This is a genomic window from Advenella sp. RU8, assembly GCF_048381675.1.
Lineage (GTDB): Bacteria > Pseudomonadota > Gammaproteobacteria > Burkholderiales > Burkholderiaceae_B > Advenella.
In genome coordinates this window covers 20,693-38,882 of record NZ_JBLWIS010000014.1, presented here as the reverse complement: position 1 = coordinate 38,882, position 18,190 = coordinate 20,693, and the positions used below count along the sequence as shown (strand labels likewise).

15 protein-coding genes are annotated in these 18,190 nt (G+C 52.5%); 1 reads left to right on the top strand and 14 read right to left on the bottom strand.

What is annotated here, in order from left to right:
* Nucleotides 1–55: 55 nt before the first annotated feature.
* The 12 genes from hisG to ACM5Q9_RS13725 form a co-directional block, all read right to left on the bottom strand.
* A complete protein-coding gene (hisG, locus tag ACM5Q9_RS13780) occupies nucleotides 56–721 on the bottom strand; it encodes an ATP phosphoribosyltransferase (RefSeq protein ID WP_418145307.1) in 666 nt (221 codons plus the stop codon).
* A 1-nt stretch (nucleotide 722) separates the two neighbouring features.
* Nucleotides 723–1,979, bottom strand: a complete 1,257-nt coding sequence (gene murA, locus ACM5Q9_RS13775; protein ID WP_418145306.1) for a UDP-N-acetylglucosamine 1-carboxyvinyltransferase — start codon at nucleotides 1,977–1,979, stop codon at nucleotides 723–725.
* Nucleotides 1,972–2,214 (bottom strand): BolA family protein, encoded by a 243-nt coding sequence (locus ACM5Q9_RS13770; RefSeq protein WP_418145305.1) that lies wholly within the window; start codon nucleotides 2,212–2,214, stop codon nucleotides 1,972–1,974. Before ACM5Q9_RS13770 ends, murA begins: the two co-directional genes overlap by 8 nt.
* A gap of 1 nt (nucleotide 2,215) precedes the next feature.
* A complete protein-coding gene (locus ACM5Q9_RS13765; RefSeq protein ID WP_418145304.1) occupies nucleotides 2,216–3,001 on the bottom strand; it encodes an ABC transporter permease in 786 nt (261 codons plus the stop codon).
* On the bottom strand, nucleotides 3,001–3,786 hold the full coding sequence (locus ACM5Q9_RS13760) for an ABC transporter ATP-binding protein (RefSeq protein ID WP_418145330.1): 786 nt from the start codon (nucleotides 3,784–3,786) through the stop codon (nucleotides 3,001–3,003). Before ACM5Q9_RS13760 ends, ACM5Q9_RS13765 begins: the two co-directional genes overlap by 1 nt.
* Nucleotides 3,787–3,848: 62 nt before the next feature.
* A complete protein-coding gene (locus ACM5Q9_RS13755) occupies nucleotides 3,849–4,463 on the bottom strand; it encodes an MlaC/ttg2D family ABC transporter substrate-binding protein (RefSeq protein WP_418145303.1) in 615 nt (204 codons plus the stop codon).
* 208 nt (nucleotides 4,464–4,671) lie between these two features.
* The gene (locus ACM5Q9_RS13750; RefSeq protein ID WP_418145302.1) at nucleotides 4,672–5,490 is read right to left on the bottom strand and encodes a VacJ family lipoprotein; all 819 of its coding nucleotides are present in this window, start codon (nucleotides 5,488–5,490) and stop codon (nucleotides 4,672–4,674) included.
* An 86-nt stretch (nucleotides 5,491–5,576) separates the two neighbouring features.
* Nucleotides 5,577–6,053: an outer membrane lipid asymmetry maintenance protein MlaD gene (gene mlaD, locus ACM5Q9_RS13745; protein WP_418145301.1), complete on the bottom strand. Its 477-nt coding sequence runs from the start codon at nucleotides 6,051–6,053 to the stop codon at nucleotides 5,577–5,579.
* Between the two features lie 62 nt (nucleotides 6,054–6,115).
* Complete coding sequence (gene mlaE, locus ACM5Q9_RS13740) at nucleotides 6,116–6,892, bottom strand: lipid asymmetry maintenance ABC transporter permease subunit MlaE (RefSeq protein WP_418145300.1); 777 nt, start codon at nucleotides 6,890–6,892, stop codon at nucleotides 6,116–6,118.
* Nucleotides 6,889–7,725, bottom strand: a complete 837-nt coding sequence (locus ACM5Q9_RS13735) for an ABC transporter ATP-binding protein (RefSeq protein ID WP_418145329.1) — start codon at nucleotides 7,723–7,725, stop codon at nucleotides 6,889–6,891. The genes mlaE and ACM5Q9_RS13735 overlap by 4 nt, the downstream gene beginning before the upstream one ends.
* A 136-nt stretch (nucleotides 7,726–7,861) precedes the next feature.
* Nucleotides 7,862–9,328, bottom strand: a complete 1,467-nt coding sequence (locus tag ACM5Q9_RS13730) for a glutamate synthase subunit beta (protein ID WP_418145299.1) — start codon at nucleotides 9,326–9,328, stop codon at nucleotides 7,862–7,864.
* A gap of 18 nt (nucleotides 9,329–9,346) precedes the next feature.
* Complete coding sequence (locus ACM5Q9_RS13725; RefSeq protein ID WP_418145298.1) at nucleotides 9,347–14,095, bottom strand: glutamate synthase-related protein; 4,749 nt, start codon at nucleotides 14,093–14,095, stop codon at nucleotides 9,347–9,349.
* Nucleotides 14,096–14,386: 291 nt separating this feature from the next.
* Here ACM5Q9_RS13725 and dbpA point away from each other — a divergent pair, with 291 nt between their 5' ends.
* Entirely contained in the window at nucleotides 14,387–15,766 is a 1,380-nt protein-coding gene (gene dbpA / locus ACM5Q9_RS13720; RefSeq protein WP_418145297.1) for an ATP-dependent RNA helicase DbpA, read from the top strand.
* A gap of 34 nt (nucleotides 15,767–15,800) precedes the next feature.
* On the opposite strand, the gene glpK is transcribed toward dbpA, so the two are convergent.
* Nucleotides 15,801–17,294 carry a glycerol kinase GlpK gene (gene glpK / locus ACM5Q9_RS13715; protein ID WP_418145296.1) on the bottom strand — a complete coding sequence of 498 codons (1,494 nt, stop codon included), beginning with the start codon at nucleotides 17,292–17,294 and terminating at the stop codon, nucleotides 15,801–15,803.
* Nucleotides 17,295–17,377: 83 nt separating this feature from the next.
* The gene (locus tag ACM5Q9_RS13710) at nucleotides 17,378–18,079 is read right to left on the bottom strand and encodes a hypothetical protein (RefSeq protein ID WP_418145295.1); all 702 of its coding nucleotides are present in this window, start codon (nucleotides 18,077–18,079) and stop codon (nucleotides 17,378–17,380) included.
* Nucleotides 18,080–18,190 lie beyond the last annotated feature (111 nt).

The following is an 18,190-nucleotide window of genomic DNA, read 5'->3' as shown; positions in this document are numbered from 1 at the left end:
CGGCCTGCTGGTCTGGCCTGGAAGCGCCCTTATTTATATAAGGCCGAAATGCCGCCTAAACGGTCGCTTTTTCGAATGCTTCCAGTATGGGCATCAGCCGTGCCGCCCTGGTTTTCAGTGCCGCCTGATTGACAATAAGCCGTGAGGAAACCGGCATCACGTCTTCTACCGGCACCAGGTTATTGGCACGCAAAGTGCCCCCGGTGGAAACTACGTCAACAATCGCATCTGCCAATCCCACCAACGGTGCCAGCTCCATTGAACCATACAGCTTGATGATATCAACATAAACACCTTTTTTGGCGAAATGTTCGCGCGCTACGTTCACATACTTGGTCGCAACACGCAAGCGCGCACCCTTTTTCACGGCTTCTTCATAATCAAAGCCCTCACGTACCGCTACCGCCAGACGGCATTTGGCGATATTCAGGTCTATGGGCTGATACAGGCCACCGGGCTGCTCCTGCATGTACTCATACAGGACATCACGACCGGCAATACCAAAATCAGCCGCGCCATACTGCACGTACGTAGGAACGTCAGATGCCCGCACGATAAGCAAACGCAGCCTGGCGTCGCTGGTAGGCAAAATCAATTTGCGCGAGGATTCGGGACTTTCACTTACCGAAATACCTGCAGCCTCTAGCAAAGGCATGGTTTCTTCAAAAATGCGCCCTTTGGAAAGCGCCATCGTCAGCATTTCATTATCTTCGTTTGACATATCACCCACGCAGTCGTTCAATTTGTGCTCCCAGCCCTTTCAATTTTACTTCCATTTGCTCATAGCCACGATCGAGGTGGTAAATCCGGTCGATAATGGTTTCACCGTTAGCCGCCAAGGCGGCAATCACCAGGCTGGCCGATGCCCGCAAGTCGGTTGCCATGACCTTGGCACCAAACAGTTGCGATACACCATTCACCACGGCGGTATGACCATCCAGCTCGATATCGGCCCCCATGCGAATCAGCTCGGGGACATGCATGAAACGATTTTCAAAAATATTTTCCACGATAACGGCAGTGCCACTCGCAACAGCATCAAGTGCCATGATCTGGGCCTGCATATCGGTAGGAAAGCCGGGATGTTCAAAAGTCTTAACCCCTACTGCCCTGGGCCTGTCATTCATTGAGGCACGAATCCAGTCTGGTCCGATTTCAAGGGAAAGACCAGACTCTTCAAGCTTGTCCAGAATGGCGCCCATGGTTGCAGGCGCGGCGTTGCGTAACAGGATATCGCCACCGGTAGCACCCACCGCACACAGAAAGGTCCCTGCCTCAATACGGTCAGGGACCACCCGGTAGTCGGCGCCATGCAGCTGGTCCACGCCCTCGATAACAATTCTGTCAGTACCATGCCCGCTGATTTTGGCACCCATGGCAATCAGCAACTCGGCCAGATCAACCACCTCGGGTTCGCGTGCCGCATTTTCAAGGATGGTGGTGCCTTTGGCTAACGCCGCAGACATCAGAAATTGCTCGGTCCCACCTACGGTTACCATGTCGGTATGAATTGAAGCACCTTGAAGCCTTGGGGCATTGGCCAATACAAAACCGTGCTCTACACGGATGTCGGCCCCCAAGGTAGCCAGGCCTTTTATATGCTGGTCTACCGGACGCTGCCCAATGGCACAGCCTCCTGGCAAACTGACCTTGGCCTGGCCAAAGCGTGCCAGCAACGGCCCCAGCACGAGGATAGAGGCACGCATGGTTTTCACCAGTTCGTACGGCGCCTCGTAACTGTTGATCTGGTCGGCCTGCAGTTGTACCACACCCTCTTCCAGCCACTGGATTTTAACGCCAAGCTGGCCCAGTACTTTCAGGGTGGTATGAATATCATTCAAGGCCGGCACATTGCGTAAGATGACCGGTTCGGCCGTTAGCAAAGTTGCGCATAAAATAGGCAAGGCGGCGTTCTTGGCGCCTGATATGGTCACTTCTCCGGAAAGCCGGCGACCACCGATAATGCGCAGTTTATCCATTCACTTTATACTCTTCAGGGGTTAGCGTTTTCATTGACAAGGCATGAATTTCAGCCTTCATTTTATCGCCCAATGCCGCATATACCAGTTGATGCCGGGCAATCGGGCGTTTGCCCTCAAAGGCTGCGCTAACGATAATTGCCTGGAAATGGGAACCGTCGCCCACTACTTCTATGTGCTCACAGGCCAAGTTGGAAGCGATGTATTCACGAATCTGTTCAGGAGTGGGTAACATTTTATGTCCTAAGTTTGTAGCCGCTAGCCAGCAATTTTAATGCCAGCAATGAAGTTAAGATAAAAAAACAAAGTACTACAGAAAAACTGTGCCAGACCGGGACATCGGAGATACCAAAAAATCCGTAACGGAAGCCGTCTATCATGTAGAACACCGGATTCCAGTGTGACACAGCCTGCCAAAACGGTGGCAAGGAATGAATGGAGTAAAACACACCCGACAGGAAAGTGGCTGGCATGATCAGGAAATTCTGGAACAGGGCCAACTGGTCAAATTTCTCGGACCATAGCCCGGCAATCAGCCCAAGGCAGGCAAAAATACCGCAAGCCATGACGGAAAAAAGCACCATCCATAAAATCTGGGCCGGCCACAACGGCATGAACAGGATGGCCACCAGCCAGATGCCAAGACCAACGCAAATTCCACGCACAATGGCCGCCAGTACGTAAGCCCCGAAAATCTCCAGATAAGACAGCGGCGGCAACAACACGAAGACCAGATTACCCGTAATACGGCTTTGGATAAGCGATGATGAGGGATTGGCAAAGGCATTTTGCATCATGCTCATCATCATGAGGCCAGGCATTAAAAAAGACACGTAGGAAAGGGTGCCATAAACCTGTACACGCCCCTCGAGCACCTGGGCAAAAACCAGCAAATACAGCAAAGCGGTCATGACCGGCGCCGCCACGGTCTGAAGGGATACCTTCCAGAAACGCAGCATTTCCTTGCGCAGCAAGGTGGGGAAACCGGAGCCGAATTTGATATTTTGTTGCAAAGGATTCATTACGCTGCCTGCTCACTTCCGGTGTGCATGATTTGCACAAAGGTTTCCTCAAGATCTTCACTGCCAAATTTGGCCATCAGGGCCTGTGTGGTGTCGAGGGCGATCATTTTGCCCTTCCTGAGAAAAGCGATGCGGCCACAAAGCGTTTGCGCTTCTTCAAGGTAATGGGTGGTTAGCAAAATGGTATGGCCTTCTTTATTCAGTCTTGAAATAAAGTCCCAAAGGCTGCGCCGCAAATCGACGTCAACGCCGGCCGTTGGCTCGTCAAGAATGATGACTGGTGGGCGATGCACCAGTGCCTGGGCAACCAGCACCCGGCGTTTCATACCCCCTGACAGGGCTCGCATATTGGTATCGGCCTTGTCGGACAGGCCAAGATTCAGAAGAATTTCGTCGATCCAGTCATCGTTATGTCGCAAACCGTAATAACCGGACTGATTACGCAAGGTTTGACGGACTGTAAAAAACGGGTCATAGACCAACTCTTGGGGAACCACACCCAAAGAGCGCCTGGCATTTTTATAATCGGCCACCACATCGTAACCACAGATGCTGGCCTTGCCACTGGTTGGTCGCGACAAACCGGCCAAAATGGAAATCAGCGATGTTTTTCCCGCACCGTTGGGGCCAAGCAGGCCAAAAAACTCGCCTTGCTCGATATTGAGGCTTATCTCATTGAGTGCCTGGAATCCCTTGCGGGCAGGGGCGGCGGACAGCAACCTTTGCCTTAAAGAAAGGGAAGGCGCGTAGATTTTGGATATATTTTCTATTTTGACGGCTGACATATTCATACAAAAAAGGCCTGCTTCTAACACGAAGCAGACCCTTGATTATAGCCGTTTACACGTTACTTTCGTTGATTTAACGCTTTTATCAGGCCATCAATACCATTTTGTGCGATCTGTGCAGAAAACTGGTTACGGTAATTCTGGATTAACCAGATGCCTTCAACGCTGAAATCATAAATCTGCCAGCCGTCACCTGATTTTGCCAAACGGTAATCAAGAGACACCGGTCCAGAATCGGCAAGAATATTCGAACGGACGACCACATCATTGGCGTTGGGGTTACCGCGAAACGGAAGCATCTCGATTTTCGTCTTGGCTGATACCTGCTTAAAAGCACCGCTATAGGTACGTATCAGCGTACTTTTGAAAGCCTCGACCAAACCTGATTTCTGCTCGGGTGTTGCCTGACGCCAGGGTTGTCCAGTAGCCAACCGAGTGGTTTTCTGAAAATCGATATGGGGCATCAACTTCTGATTGACAATCTCGTTGATGGCATTGATATTGCCACTGCGTGCCGCATTACTTTGCTTGACGGCATCAAGGGTCTGATTGGCAATCTGCTCGATAAATTGCGTTGGGCTTTGGGCAGCCTGTGCCGTACCAAGCAAGCCTGCCGACACGAAAGCCATGGCAGCAAAACGCCGTACCAACAGAAATACCGATTGGGGCTTCATGATTTCTCCTGAATATTCACAAAAAACGAAACAATAAATAATTAAACGACCGTGTCAATGTAAACACAAACCAGCCCCAAATACATTAAGTAATTTAAGGATTTGTCAGAAAGCGTTAACAAATGGGGGTAGACTGAAACCAACTGAAAAACCTCTGTTTTGAAACAAGCGGTTTTTCAGTTCCTGGGGATTTTACGCAACAACCCGTTTATTCACCGGGATCTTCATACTGTGGTACAGATGCGCCATTAGCTGACTGCTCGGGATCATCATAAACAGGGACCGACAAATCGCCCGCCGCACTGTCCTGCACCTCAGGGCGCAGTTTGCTTTCCAGCAAGGCCTTGCGGTTTTGCATATAGGCATCGCGCACGAAAGTATATTTATCCAGGGATACATCCTCTGCCAAGTCATCAGCGTCAAGCAGGTTTTCACGCGACTTGATCACTTCCAGGCCAATAACAATATTACGTACAGGTACATCATGAATCGCCCCTGGCGCCGTAAACGTTGCAATGCTGCCGGCAGTATCACCCACCAACCCAACCCCATCCCGAACGGAACTGGAGCCAAACAGGGGCAATACCACATAGGGACCATTACCAACTCCCCAAACACCCAAGGTGGTGCCAAAATCATTCGGGATTTTCTTGGCACCATTCATGGTAGCCACGTCGATACAGCCACCGATACCCATGGTAGAGTTGAACAACACCCGTCCAAACGTATTGATGGAATCAAGGGCCCTTCCTTGCAGCATGCTATTGATGGCGGACCAGACGTCACCAAAGTTGCCAAAAATATTGCTGACACAGGTACGGACCGGATTAGGCACAACAGCCCGGTATCCGTGAGCCACCGGTTTGAACACTGCCTTATCCACCGCTTCATTGACCTGAAACATGCTACGGTTATAACTTTCCAAAGGATCATCGGGACTGGGATTAGGAACTGATGCACATCCAGTCAGGAGAGCCCCTAACCCGACAAGGCTTAGGGTTCCTCGTACATTATTTTTATTTAACATGTAGTTATCTCTTTTAAACGGCTGTGGATTACGCTAATTTACCACGAAAAATTTGTCTGAACACGACACGGCAACACCTGCAAGCATCACTTGCCATTATTGGCCGAACCTTCCTTTTCTGCACTTGAAAACAGGAATTTACTGATTAATTCCTCAAGCACGACCGCTCCCTGCGTGAACATGATTTCACTGCCATTTTCCAGGTTAATCTCATCGGCCCCTGGTGTAAGGCCAATATACTGCTCACCCAACAGGCCAGCTGTCATAATAGAGGCAGAGGAATCCATGGGGAACTGATAACGGGACTCCAGGCTTAACTCAACCACAGCCTTGAACTCTTGGTTATCGAAGCGGATATTTTTTACCCGGCCCACCACCACTCCATTGCTTTTGACGGCAGCACGTGCTTTAAGTGCCCCCACATTATCAAATTTGGCACTAACGGTATAGGTGGGCTCAAAACTGAAAGAACTTAAGTTACCTGCCCTCAATGCCATGAACATGAGCGCCACGGCACCCAGCAACACAAACAAACCTACCAGAAAATCGGTTTTCTTACACATTGTCATTCATCCTGATATCGGCACGACACAAAAGCCTGCCTGATACATTTTTCATTTATTGATCAAAACATTACTGCAGTTAACAGGAAATCAAGCCCCAGCACCGCCAAGGAGCTTCGGACCACCGTTCTTGTGGTAGCCCTGGAAACCCCTTCGGGTGTCGGCTTGGCATACCAACCTTCAAACAGGGCAATCAGCATCACGGCAAAACCAAAGACGATACTTTTGATCAGGCCGTTACCCACATCGGAAAAAACATCCACCCCGTTCTGCATTTGAGCCCAGAAAGAGCCGGCATCGACACTGATCATGAGGACACCCACCACCCAGCCGCCAATGATACCCACGGCCGAGAAAATGGCCCCCAAGACCGGCATGGCAATCACCCCACCCCACAGGCGCGGGGCAAGAATCCGGCGCAAAGGGCTAATGCCCATGACATCGATGGCCGCCAGTTGCTCTCCGGCCTTCATCAGGCCGATTTCAGCGGTAATTGATGTACCTGCCCTGCCGGCAAACAGCAAGGCAGTAACAACCGGGCCCAGTTCACGCACCAAACTAAGGGCTACCAGCAAACCCAAGGCTTCTTCTGAGCCATACATAGACAGGGTGTTATACCCCTGCAGGCCCAGGACAAAACCCACAAAAAGCCCCGATACGGCAATAATGAGCAGGGAATGATTGCCGATGAAATGCACCTGCTCGATAACCAGTCGTGGACGACGGAACACAATACCGGATTTGCAGAATAGCTCCCAGGTAAATTTGCTGAATACACCCAGGCCACTGATGACATTAATGACAAATGCCCCCAATGCACTGATACTCTTGAAAATCATAAGCCCTCTTTGCGTTTTGACAGCCAGCTGGAAAATGCTGGCGTATCCGGATATTCAAAAACCACGGGGCCTTCGGGCGAGCCCTGAAGAAACTGTTTGACATAGCCGTCTTCAGTTGCCCGCAAATCTTCCGGCGTACCGGATGCCAGCAACTTGCCATGCCCAACCATGTAGACCTGATCAACAATTTGAAAAGACTCGTCGATGTCATGGGTAATCAGCACCGAAGCACAGCCAAGGCGATCACTGAGATTACGGATCAGCTGGGCCGTCATGCCAAGCGAAATCGGATCCAGTCCGGCAAAAGGCTCGTCGTAAAGCACCAGCTCGGGCTCGAGCACGATGGCCCGGGCTAACGCGACACGCCGTGCCATGCCACCGGAAATTTCGGAAACGGCCAGGTGGGCGGCCGCTTTCAGGCCAACCGCATCCAGCTTGTCCAGCACTTTATCGAGGATAACCGCTTCGCTGTCGTTGGTTAACTCGCGCAAGGGAAAAGCCACGTTATCGAAAACGTTTAAATCGGTGAACAGGGCGCCTTGCTGAAACAGGACCCCCATGCGCTGACGGATATCACGCAGGCTGTTTGGACTGACCTTGGCAATATCCTGGCCAAAGGCGGTAACCACCCCTTTTTTGGCTAGAAGCTGGCCAATCGCAGCCCGCAACAAGGTTGTCTTGCCTGAACCAGAGCCACCTATCAGCGCGACAACCTGACCTTTTTTCACCTGTAAATTGAGGTCATCAAGTATCACCCGCTCTCCGTAACCGAGTGACACGTCGGAAAATCGCAGTATGATATCTGAATCGGAAAGATGATCGTTCAACGGGATAACCCTAAAAAATCCAAAAGAGCCATTGTAACTGATCAAAGTTTACGCCACATCAACTTATGCCAAAAAGAGGAAACCCCGAAAAAGCATTTTACGGGGTTTCTGTTGTATTTTGGATAACCAGCCAAATGATTGTTTATCTTGGCAAAACCGTCTCACCCATTAGATACTGATCTACCGCACGGGCACATTGCCGTCCTTCGCGGATTGCCCACACCACCAGTGATTGGCCCCGGCGCATGTCACCCGCAGCAAAGACTTTATCAACACTGGTACGATAATCTTCGGTATTGGCGCGAATATTGCCACGGGCATCCCGGTCCAGACCAAAAGCATCCAGCACGGCGGGTACTGGCGCCACAAATCCCATGGCCAGCAATACCAGATCTGCTTTCAATTCAAACTCGGAACCTTCGATTTCTGTCATTTTCAATTGGCCGGTGGCTTCATCGCGCAACCATTCGACACGGGCAGCCACCAGTTTTGCAACCTTGCCTTTTTCTCCCTGAAACGATTTGGTCACGATGGCCCAGTCCCGGTGACAGCCTTCTTCGTGAGAAGAAGAAGTGCGTAATCTGGCTGGCCAATACGGCCACGTCAGCGCCCGATTTTCTTCTTCAGGCAATTTGGGCATCAATTCGATCTGGGTAACCGAAGCCGCTCCCTGGCGGTTACTGGTACCCACACAATCCGATCCGGTGTCGCCGCCGCCAATCACGATCACATGTTTGCCTTTGGCCACGATTTGCCCGGTCAGACGATGCCCGGCATTGACTTTGTTCTGCTGACGCAGGAAGTCCATGGCGAAATGCACCCCATTAAGCTCCCTGCCGGGGACCGGCAAATCACGGGGCACTTCAGCGCCTCCTGCCAGCACAATGGCATCAAACTCCTGCTGCAACTCTTTGGTGGTCATAATGGTAAGCCCGTCTTCCACTTTATCACCAGGGGCACCAATATAGGTAGAAGTGCGAAACTCCACCCCTTCGGCCTCCATTTGCGTCATGCGACGGTCGATCAGGCTTTTATCCAGCTTGAAATCAGGAATGCCATAGCGCAGCAAACCACCAATCCGGTTGCTCTTTTCAAAAACCGTCACGCTGTGCCCGGCACGGCTTAGCTGCTGTGCGGCAGCCAGTCCTGCCGGACCAGACCCCACGATGGCCACCCGTTTGCCGGTTTTTTTTGCCGGCGGCTGGGGCACCACCCAACCTTTTTCCCATCCCTTGTCAATAATCGCATGCTCAATTGACTTGATGCCTACCGCATCATTATTAATATTCAGGGTACAGGCAGCCTCACAAGGAGCGGGGCAAATACGTCCGGTAAACTCCGGAAAATTATTGGTGGAATGCAACGTAGCCAACGCCTGCTTCCATTCTTGCCGGTAAACCAGATCATTCCAGTCGGGGATAATATTATTAACCGGACAGCCATTGGTGCAGAAAGGCACGCCACAATCCATGCAGCGCGCGCCCTGACGCTGCGCCTGCTTGTCGTCCAGCGCCAGCACGAACTCCCTGTAATGCTTAATCCGCGTACTGGCCGGCTCATACGACTCGCTTACTCTTTCAAATTCCAGAAAACCTGTTGTTTTTCCCATGATTTTTCCTAAAAACCCTTAAGCCACTTTCTGACCGGATTGTTCTGACTGCCACATCTCAGACAGCGCCCGACGATACTCCACCGGCATGACCTTCACAAACTCGCCACGCGATTTATCCCAATTGCTGAGCAGGTCGCGCGCCCGGAAACTGCCTGTCAGGCGAAAATGCTCTTCAACCAGATAACGCAAAATAGCTTCATCGGTCTGCCTTTGGTCACCACGTTTGGCGGTATGCCACAGCTCAAAGCGGGCTTCTTTTTCCTGCTCAACCTGGGGGGCAACCGTTTCCAGCTCAACCATGCTCAGGTTACAGCGCTGCCTGAGCTTGCCCTCGGGGTCCCAGACATAGGCAACGCCACCAGACATGCCGGCAGCAAAGTTGCGCCCTGTTTCCCCCAGCACCACCACGGTACCGCCCGTCATGTACTCACAGCCATGATCCCCGGTGCCCTCGACAACGGCTGCGGCGCCAGAATTGCGTACGGCAAAACGCTCGCCTGCCACGCCATTGAAATAGGCCTCACCGCCCAGTGCACCGTACAGGACAGTATTGCCCACAATAATATGCTCAGGACCGTAACCCCTGAAATCATTGGGTGAACGAATGGAAATCCTTCCTCCGGACAGCCCTTTGCCCACATAATCATTGGCCTCACCCACCAGGTCAAGGGTAATGCCATGCGCCAGGAAGGCGCCAAAACTTTGGCCGGCGACGCCATTGCACTGGATATGAATCGTGTCATCAGGCAGGCCTTCATGACCATATTTCCTGGCCACCACGCCTGACAGCATCGCACCCACCGTACGGTTACGGTTGCGTACCGGGATAATGAAAGACACCTTCTCGCCCCGCTCAATCGCACTCTTGCTGCGTTCAATCAACTGCTTGTCGAGGGCATTGTCAAGACCATGATCCTGTTCTTCCGTATGATGTTTGCCGGTTTCGGTTTCCGGCTGGTAAAACACACGGGAGAAATCCAGTCCTTTGGCTTTCCAGTGCGTCACACCGGCACGCATGTCCAGCAGGTCAACACGACCCACCAGATCATCAAATTTGCGAATGCCTAGCTGGGCCATGATTTCCCGGACCTCTTCGGCAACGAAAAAGAAGTAATTCACCACATGCTCGGGTTTGCCCTGGAATTTCTGGCGCAAGACCGGGTCTTGGGTGGCGACGCCTACCGGACAAGTATTCAGGTGACACTTGCGCATCATGATGCAACCTTCGACCACCAGGGGCGCGGTGGCAAAACCGAATTCATCCGCCCCCAGCAAGGCGCCAATCACTACGTCACGTCCGGTTTTCATCTGGCCATCCGCCTGGACTCGCACCCGGCTGCGTAGCTTGTTCAATACCAGGGTTTGCTGGGTTTCAGACAGGCCCAGTTCCCACGGAGTACCGGCATGCTTGATCGAGGCAATCGGCGAGGCTCCGGTGCCACCATCGTGACCGGCAATCACGATATGGTCGGACTTGGCCTTGGCCACACCGGCGGCAACCGTACCCACGCCCACTTCAGAGACCAGTTTGGTAGAAATGGAAGCGGCCGGATTGACGTTCTTCAAATCATGAATCAGTTGGGCAAGATCCTCGATGGAATAGATATCATGGTGCGGAGGTGGCGAAATAAGACCGACACCCGGTACGGAGTATCGCAGCTTGGCAATATATTCAGATACTTTATGACCAGGCAGCTGCCCGCCTTCTCCGGGCTTGGCACCCTGGGCCATTTTGATCTGGATCTGGTCTGCACTGCTTAAATACTCGGCACTGACACCAAAACGACCGGAAGCAACCTGCTTGATTTTTGAACGCAGCGAATCGCCCTTGAGTAACGGCACCTCGGCAACAACCCGCTCGGCACCCAACACCGAAGCCAGGGTATCGCCCGTCTTGATCTTGCTTTTGCCACTTTGCATTTCGGCACGGTAGCGCAACTCGTCCTCACCACCTTCACCGGTGTTAGACTTCCCGCCAATGCGGTTCATGGCTACCGCCAGCACGGCATGCGCCTCGGTAGAGATCGAGCCCAGCGACATTGCACCGGTGGCGAAACGCTTGACAATTTCCTTGGCAGGTTCCACTTCTTCCAGCGCAATCGCCCTGGCAGGATCTACTTTAAACTCAAACAATCCCCTAAAAGTCATATGCCGGCGCGACTGGTCATTGATCAGCTGGGCATATTCCTTGTAGGTACGGTAATTGTTGGCACGTGTCGCATGTTGCAGCTTGGCGATGGAATCCGGTGTCCACATATGCTCTTCACCACGGATACGGAAGGCATAATCTCCCCCCGCATCCAGCTGATCGGCCAGTACCGGATCATTGCCAAAAGCCTGCCGGTGGAGTCGGAATGCTTCTTCAGCCACTTCAAAAACACCCAGGCCCTCTATATTGCAAGGCGTACCGGTAAAATACTTGCGGACCAAGTCGCTTTTCAGGCCCACGGCTTCAAAAATTTGTGCACCGGTATAGGACATGTAAGTTGAAATACCCATTTTGGACATGACCTTGTTCAGGCCTTTGCCCACCGCCTTGACATAATTCTTGACCGCTTTGCCGGTCTCGTCCATGGCAATCAGGGTTTCCATGGCCAGATAAGGATAAACCGCTTCGGCACCATAACCGCCCAACAGGGCAAAATGATGCACCTCACGGGCTGAACCGGTTTCCACCACCAGGCCCGTATTGGTTCGCAGGCCGGAACGGATAAGATGCTGGTGAATGGCTGAAGTGGCCAGCAAGGCCGGAATGGCAACATGCTCGCTATCAACCTTGCGGTCTGAAATAATCAAGATGTTGTAGCCGCTCTTAACCGCATCCACGGCACTGGCGCACAAAGCGGCAATACAAGCTTCAATCCCTTCCGTACCCCAGCTGACCGGATAAGTAATATCCAGCTCATGGCAACGGAATTTATTATCGGTATAACGCTCGATTTCACGCAGGCGGGACATGCCAATGCTGTCCAGCACCGGCTGGGAAACTTCTACGCGTTGTGGCGGATTGACGTTATTGATATCCAACAGATTGGGTTTGGGGCCAATGAAGGAAACCAGCGACATCACCAACTGCTCGCGGATAGGATCAATCGGCGGATTGGTTACCTGTGCAAACAGTTGGCGGAAGTAGTTGTAGAACGACTTGGGGCGGCTGGACAGCACGGCCAGCGGTGCATCATTGCCCATTGAGCCAATCGCCTCCTCACCATTTTTACCCATCGGCTCAAGAATGAACTTGATATCCTCCTGGGTCCAGCCAAAGGCCTGCTGGCGGTCCAGCAATGAGGCATGGCTCATGTAATCAGCGGTGTGGACCGTATCGGTCGCCGGCAAGTCATCCAGGCGGACCCGCAAGCGCTCGATCCATTGCCGGTAAGGGCGGTTGTTGGCCAACTGGGACTTGATTTCTTCATCATCAATAATCCGGCCTTGATCAAGATCGATGAGCAGCATCTTGCCAGGCTGCAAGCGCCACTTTTTCAGGATGCGGTGCTCGGGTATGGTCAGGGTACCGGCTTCGGAAGCCAGGATGACCATATTGTCATCGGTAATCAGGTAACGGGCCGGACGCAGGCCATTGCGGTCCAGGGTTGCGCCAATCTGGCGGCCATCGGTAAATGCCACCGCAGCAGGCCCATCCCAGGGCTCCATTTTGGCCGCATTGTACTCATAGAAAGCACGACGGTTGGCATCCATGTCGGTATGCTGCTCCCAGGCCTCGGGGATCATCATCATCATGGCATGGGCCAGTGAATAACCCGATGTCACCAGCAGCTCCAGGCAATTGTCAAAGGTTGCCGTATCCGACTGTCCTTCATAAACAATAGGATAAAGTTTTTGCAGGTCATTGCCCAAAACCGCGGATTCCATCATGCCTTCACGGGCGCGCAACCAGTTGAAGTTACCTTTGACCGTATTGATTTCGCCGTTATGTGCAATCATCCGGTAAGGGTGAGCCAGGGGCCAGGCCGGGAAGGTATTGGTGGAAAAGCGCTGGTGTACCATTGCCAGGGCGGAAACGGTGCGGGTATCGGCCAGGTCACGGTAGTAGGTGCCTACCTGGTCTGCCAGCAGCAAACCTTTGTAAACGACCGTACGCACTGAAGCGGAAGGCACAAAATACTCGGTACTGTGAGCCAGGTTCATGGCCTGAATGGCATGGCTGGCCGTTTTGCGAATCACATACAATTTGCGTTCAAGGGCATCGGGCACCATGACATCGGGGCCACGGCCAATAAACAGCTGGCGGATAACCGGCTCACAAGCGCGTACCGCCGGTGACATGGGCATTTCACTGTCTACCGGCACATCACGCCAACCCAACAACACCTGCCCCTCATCGCGCACTGCGCGTTCCAGTTCTTTTTCACAAGCCAGCCGTGAAGCGGTTTCTTTTGGCAGAAAAACCATGGCCACCCCGTACTCTCCTTCGGGAGGAAGCGTCACACCCTGGCGCGCCATTTCATCCCGATACAGGGCATCGGGAATCTGGATCAGTATGCCTGCGCCATCACCCATTAATTTATCAGCCCCCACTGCGCCACGGTGATCCAGGTTTTCAAGGATTTTCAGGCCCTGCTGGACAATCGCATGGCTTTTTTGACCCTTGATGTTGGCGACAAACCCGACACCACAGGCATCATGTTCATTTTGCCGGTCATACAAGCCCTGGGACTCAGGCTGCCGGTGCGGCATTAAACCAATGGCAGAGGCGTCTACAATCGCTTCTGTCACAACATTTTCGTTAATCAGGATAGACATACATGCTCCGCAATGTGTTCGGGCTAAATCGAGTACTTTTCAGCCTTCAAGAATAAAGACAAAAATCTTGCCTTGCAATAAAAATAAAAAGGGTCAAACCCCATTTATTTAAACCATTGTTTTTATCTTTAAAAAAAAGGGACGCATCAATTAAGATTTTGTTTTTATTGGAAATAAGCAGATTTTTCCAAACCATTAAAATTTTCATTTCCCTCATAAAAACCAGAGTCCAAACCCGATTACGTTTACAATTCTGTTTTATTATTCCTACCTGAATACAACACACCCGTCATGACCGCCACCTCTTTTTCCTCCCTGCCCCTTTCCGCCGAACAACAACACAATCTGTCGGAATTGGGTTACACCACCATGACACCCATACAGTCTGAAAGCCTGCCCCTGATCCTGGACGGCCGGGATGTTCTGGCCCAGGCCCAAACCGGCAGTGGCAAAACCCTGGCTTTCGGCCTGGGTATCATGCAGAAAATCAACCCGGCCTTTTTTGGCATCCAGGGCCTGGTGCTATGCCCCACCCGTGAACTGGCCGACCAGGTCTCACGTGAACTGCGAAAACTGGCCCGCGCACTGGGCAATATCAAAATCCTGACCCTGTGTGGTGGCGCAGCCTTGCGCACCCAGATAGAATCGCTTTCACATGGTGCACATATTGTGGTTGGTACCCCCGGACGCATTCTGGACTTGCTTGAACGTGGCCAGCTTGAGTTGGGTACCGTCAAAACACTGGTGCTTGACGAAGCCGATCGCATGATTGACATGGGTTTTTATGATGATATCTGTGCCATTACCCGCGCATGCCCGCTCAAACGCCAGACCCTTATGTTTTCAGCCACTTATCCTGCGCAAATCCTGAAAGACAGTGAAGGCTTCATGATCGATCCCCAAAGGATCAAGGTGGAATCCCTGCCCAGCCAAAGCCAGATTGAACAGATTTTTTATGAAATCAACCCCGAGCAGCGTTTTACGGCAACCGCCATCCTGCTGAACCATTTCCGGCCGGTCTCCACCCTGGCATTTTGCAATACCAAGGCGCAATGCGAGGCCTTGGCCGAAGCGCTGCAGCAACAAGGGATAAGGGCACTTGTTTTACATGGCGATCTGGAGCAGCGTGAGCGTGAAGACGTACTGGTCCAGTTCATCAACCAAAGCTGTTCGGTATTGGTTGCCACCGACGTGGCTGCCCGCGGCCTGGATATCCAGACCCTTGACGCTGTCATCAACGTGGACATCTCTCCCAATGCGGAAACGCATATCCATCGGATTGGACGTACAGGCAGAAGTGAAGCCAGGGGGCTGGCGCTGACTTTATGCAGCCCAGCCGAAAAATTCAGGGCGGAAAGAATTGAAAAGGCAATTGAAGCGCCCCTGGACTGGCAAGACTTGCCAGCGGTTAAGGCCAATGCCCGTTCTTTGCAAGCACCCATGAAAACCATTTGCCTGCGAGCCGGTAAAAAAGACAAAATCCGTCCGGGTGACCTGCTGGGTGCCCTCACCAAGGATATTGGCCTGACTGCCAGCCAGGTAGGAAAAATCAATATTTATGATTTTGTTTCCTTTGTGGCCATTGAGCGCAAGGTAGCCGACACCACTATTACGCAACTCCGGCAACGCACCATCAAAGGCAAACAGTTGCAGATGCGATTCATGGAATAGTCCGTTTTACGAAAATACCGTCAAACCATGGCCATCAAACAGCCATGGTCTGACGTACCGCCCGGTTCCATTTTTCCATCAGGCCGCACGCCTCATCCCGACCAATAGCGGGTTCAAAACGGCGATCTTCACGCCATAATGAAGAAAGTTCATCAGTCCCGGACCAGATGCCAGCCTGCAGGCCGGCCAGATATGCCGCACCTAGGGCAGTGGTTTCAATTATTCGGGGACGGACCACTGGAATTCCCAGCAAATCCGCTTGAAACTGCATCAAAGAATTGTTCACACAAGCCCCACCATCCACCCGCAACTCTTGCAATGCCTCACCATTGCCCACCCCCACATCCTGGCTCATGGCGTCAAGTAAGGCGGCACTTTGATAGGCAATGCTTTCAACCGCTGCACGGGCAATATGTGCTGCCGTGGTAGCACGGGTAAGGCCGGTCAGGGTTCCCCGGGCATTGGCATCCCAATAAGGAGCACCCAAACCGGTAAAAGCAGGTACAAACAAGACGCCTCCACTATCGGGCACCGAATCGGCCAAGGGCTGCACCTCAGCGCTTTGGCCAATGACTCCCAGGCCGTCACGCAGCCATTGCACCACCGCGCCGCCAATAAACACACTACCCTCGAGGGCATATTCGAGCACGTCCTGATGCTGGGCCACCCGGGTCGTTAACAAGCCATTTTCCGACACACAAAAATGCCCGCCCGCATGCAACAGGGCAAAGCAACCCGTCCCATAGGTATTCTTGGCCATCCCAGCCTTGAAGCAGGCCTGGCCAAACAAGGCACTTTGCTGGTCACCCGCCACACCGCCAATAGGAATCGCATGACCGGCAATGCTTGCATCGATCTGGCCATAGCGGGCACTTGAGGGCAGTACTTCTGGCAGCATCTTGGCCGGGATACCGAATAGATCCAGCAATTCAGGATCCCAGCGATTTTCCCTGATATTGAACAGCATGGTACGGGATGCATTACTGATATCCGTTGCATGAACCCGGCCTTTGCTTAACTGCCGCAGCAGCCAGGTATCCACCGTACCGAATGCCAGCTCGCCCTGCTCGGCCAAGCGGCGGGCATCCGGCACGTTTTCAAGAATCCAGCATAATTTGGTGGCAGAAAAATAAGCATCCAGCTTAAGGCCGGTACGTTCCTGGATAAAAGGCGCCAGCCCCTTTTCCCTAAGCGTGCTGCAGAGGGCTTCTCCGCGCCGGTCTTGCCAAACAATCGCCCTGCATAAAGGCTGTCCGGTTTTACGATGCCAGACCAGCGTGGTTTCCCTTTGATTGGTAATGCCTGCGGCTGCGATCTGGCTTGGACTGACGCCTGACTTGCGAATGACCTCTTGCAGGGTGGCCAGCTGTGATTGCCAGATTTCCTGCGGCTCATGCTCCACCCAGCCTGATTGCGGATAATACTGGGGAAACTCCTGCTGTGCCATGGCGACAATATTCCCCTGGCGGTCAAACAAGATGCAGCGTGAACTTGAAGTCCCCTGATCAATGGCCAGTAAATAGTCCATAACCATCCTTTTCAATTTTTATATTTGAACAGTATATCGGTTTCTATCTTAAGCTAAAACAAGGATGGCAAATGAAAAAGTGCCTATTTCACCTGGGTATCAGGCGGGGTTTTGCGGGGACGCCCTCTTTTTCCCGGGCTGACACGCCGGCTCGCACTGGCAGACAGCGAGCGCAGGAATTCATCACTGCCAAGGGCCCATTGGCCGGATAAAGCGGCGGCTATCCGGGCACTCTCGTTCATGGACAGGCCATGATGAAAAATTTCCCGGTAACTGGCCTGCCGGTCAAACGGTGTATTGCCGGTTAACCAATAATCTTCATGATCTGTCAGCCAGGACACCGTGCCCAAACTGGCTCCGGTGTGAATGCCCGCCGATGACCAGGGCCACAATTCGGGTGCATCCATGCCTTTTTCCCGGCTGGTAAAAGATTCCAGCCAGACCATGGCCGGCAGTACCCATTGACCGGGTTCCAGCAGGGCCGAACGGTAACGACCCAAAAAAACGGGGCCGGAACGCAGCGATGCCGCCAGATTCCTGCCCAACGATTGCATGACCCGCGAAACACCCTGTTCGTTTTCAGGGGTTGCCAGCAGCAGGATACTGTCATCAACCAGCGTCCAGCCGTGCAAGGCAACCTTATGGACATACACCAGATCTGCCAGCCAGGCTTGCACCTGATTCATGAGTTGTCCGGCATCGGGAGCCGTATTGAAGGAATGGACAAGCCTTGCATGCACCAATTGTGCGATACGGGGCGCATACAGGCGGGGAAGTCGGGCCATGATAAGTCAATCAAAGAATAGACAAGACAAATTGTAGCGAAAAACATGCATATCTACAGGTACAATCATTAGGTTTGAGTCAACTTGTTTTTATTCCACCCATTCTGAGGT

Excerpts from the sequence above, each read along its gene's own strand:
- hisG (WP_418145307.1), bottom strand. The coding sequence starts at position 721 with ATGTCAAACGAAGATAATGAAATGCTGACGATGGCGCTTTCCAAAGGG.
- murA (WP_418145306.1), bottom strand. The coding sequence starts at position 1,979 with ATGGATAAACTGCGCATTATCGGTGGTCGCCGGCTTTCCGGAGAAGTG.
- ACM5Q9_RS13770 (WP_418145305.1), bottom strand. The coding sequence starts at position 2,214 with ATGTTACCCACTCCTGAACAGATTCGTGAATACATCGCTTCCAACTTG.
- ACM5Q9_RS13765 (WP_418145304.1), bottom strand. The coding sequence starts at position 3,001 with ATGAATCCTTTGCAACAAAATATCAAATTCGGCTCCGGTTTCCCCACC.
- ACM5Q9_RS13760 (WP_418145330.1), bottom strand. The coding sequence starts at position 3,786 with ATGTCAGCCGTCAAAATAGAAAATATATCCAAAATCTACGCGCCTTCC.
- ACM5Q9_RS13755 (WP_418145303.1), bottom strand. The coding sequence starts at position 4,463 with ATGAAGCCCCAATCGGTATTTCTGTTGGTACGGCGTTTTGCTGCCATG.
- ACM5Q9_RS13750 (WP_418145302.1), bottom strand. The coding sequence starts at position 5,490 with ATGTTAAATAAAAATAATGTACGAGGAACCCTAAGCCTTGTCGGGTTA.
- mlaD (WP_418145301.1), bottom strand. The coding sequence starts at position 6,053 with ATGTGTAAGAAAACCGATTTTCTGGTAGGTTTGTTTGTGTTGCTGGGT.
- mlaE (WP_418145300.1), bottom strand. The coding sequence starts at position 6,892 with ATGATTTTCAAGAGTATCAGTGCATTGGGGGCATTTGTCATTAATGTC.
- ACM5Q9_RS13730 (WP_418145299.1), bottom strand. The coding sequence starts at position 9,328 with ATGGGAAAAACAACAGGTTTTCTGGAATTTGAAAGAGTAAGCGAGTCG.
- ACM5Q9_RS13725 (WP_418145298.1), bottom strand. The coding sequence starts at position 14,095 with ATGTCTATCCTGATTAACGAAAATGTTGTGACAGAAGCGATTGTAGAC.
- dbpA (WP_418145297.1), top strand. The coding sequence starts at position 14,387 with ATGACCGCCACCTCTTTTTCCTCCCTGCCCCTTTCCGCCGAACAACAA.
- glpK (WP_418145296.1), bottom strand. The coding sequence starts at position 17,294 with ATGGACTATTTACTGGCCATTGATCAGGGGACTTCAAGTTCACGCTGC.
- ACM5Q9_RS13710 (WP_418145295.1), bottom strand. The coding sequence starts at position 18,079 with ATGGCCCGACTTCCCCGCCTGTATGCGCCCCGTATCGCACAATTGGTG.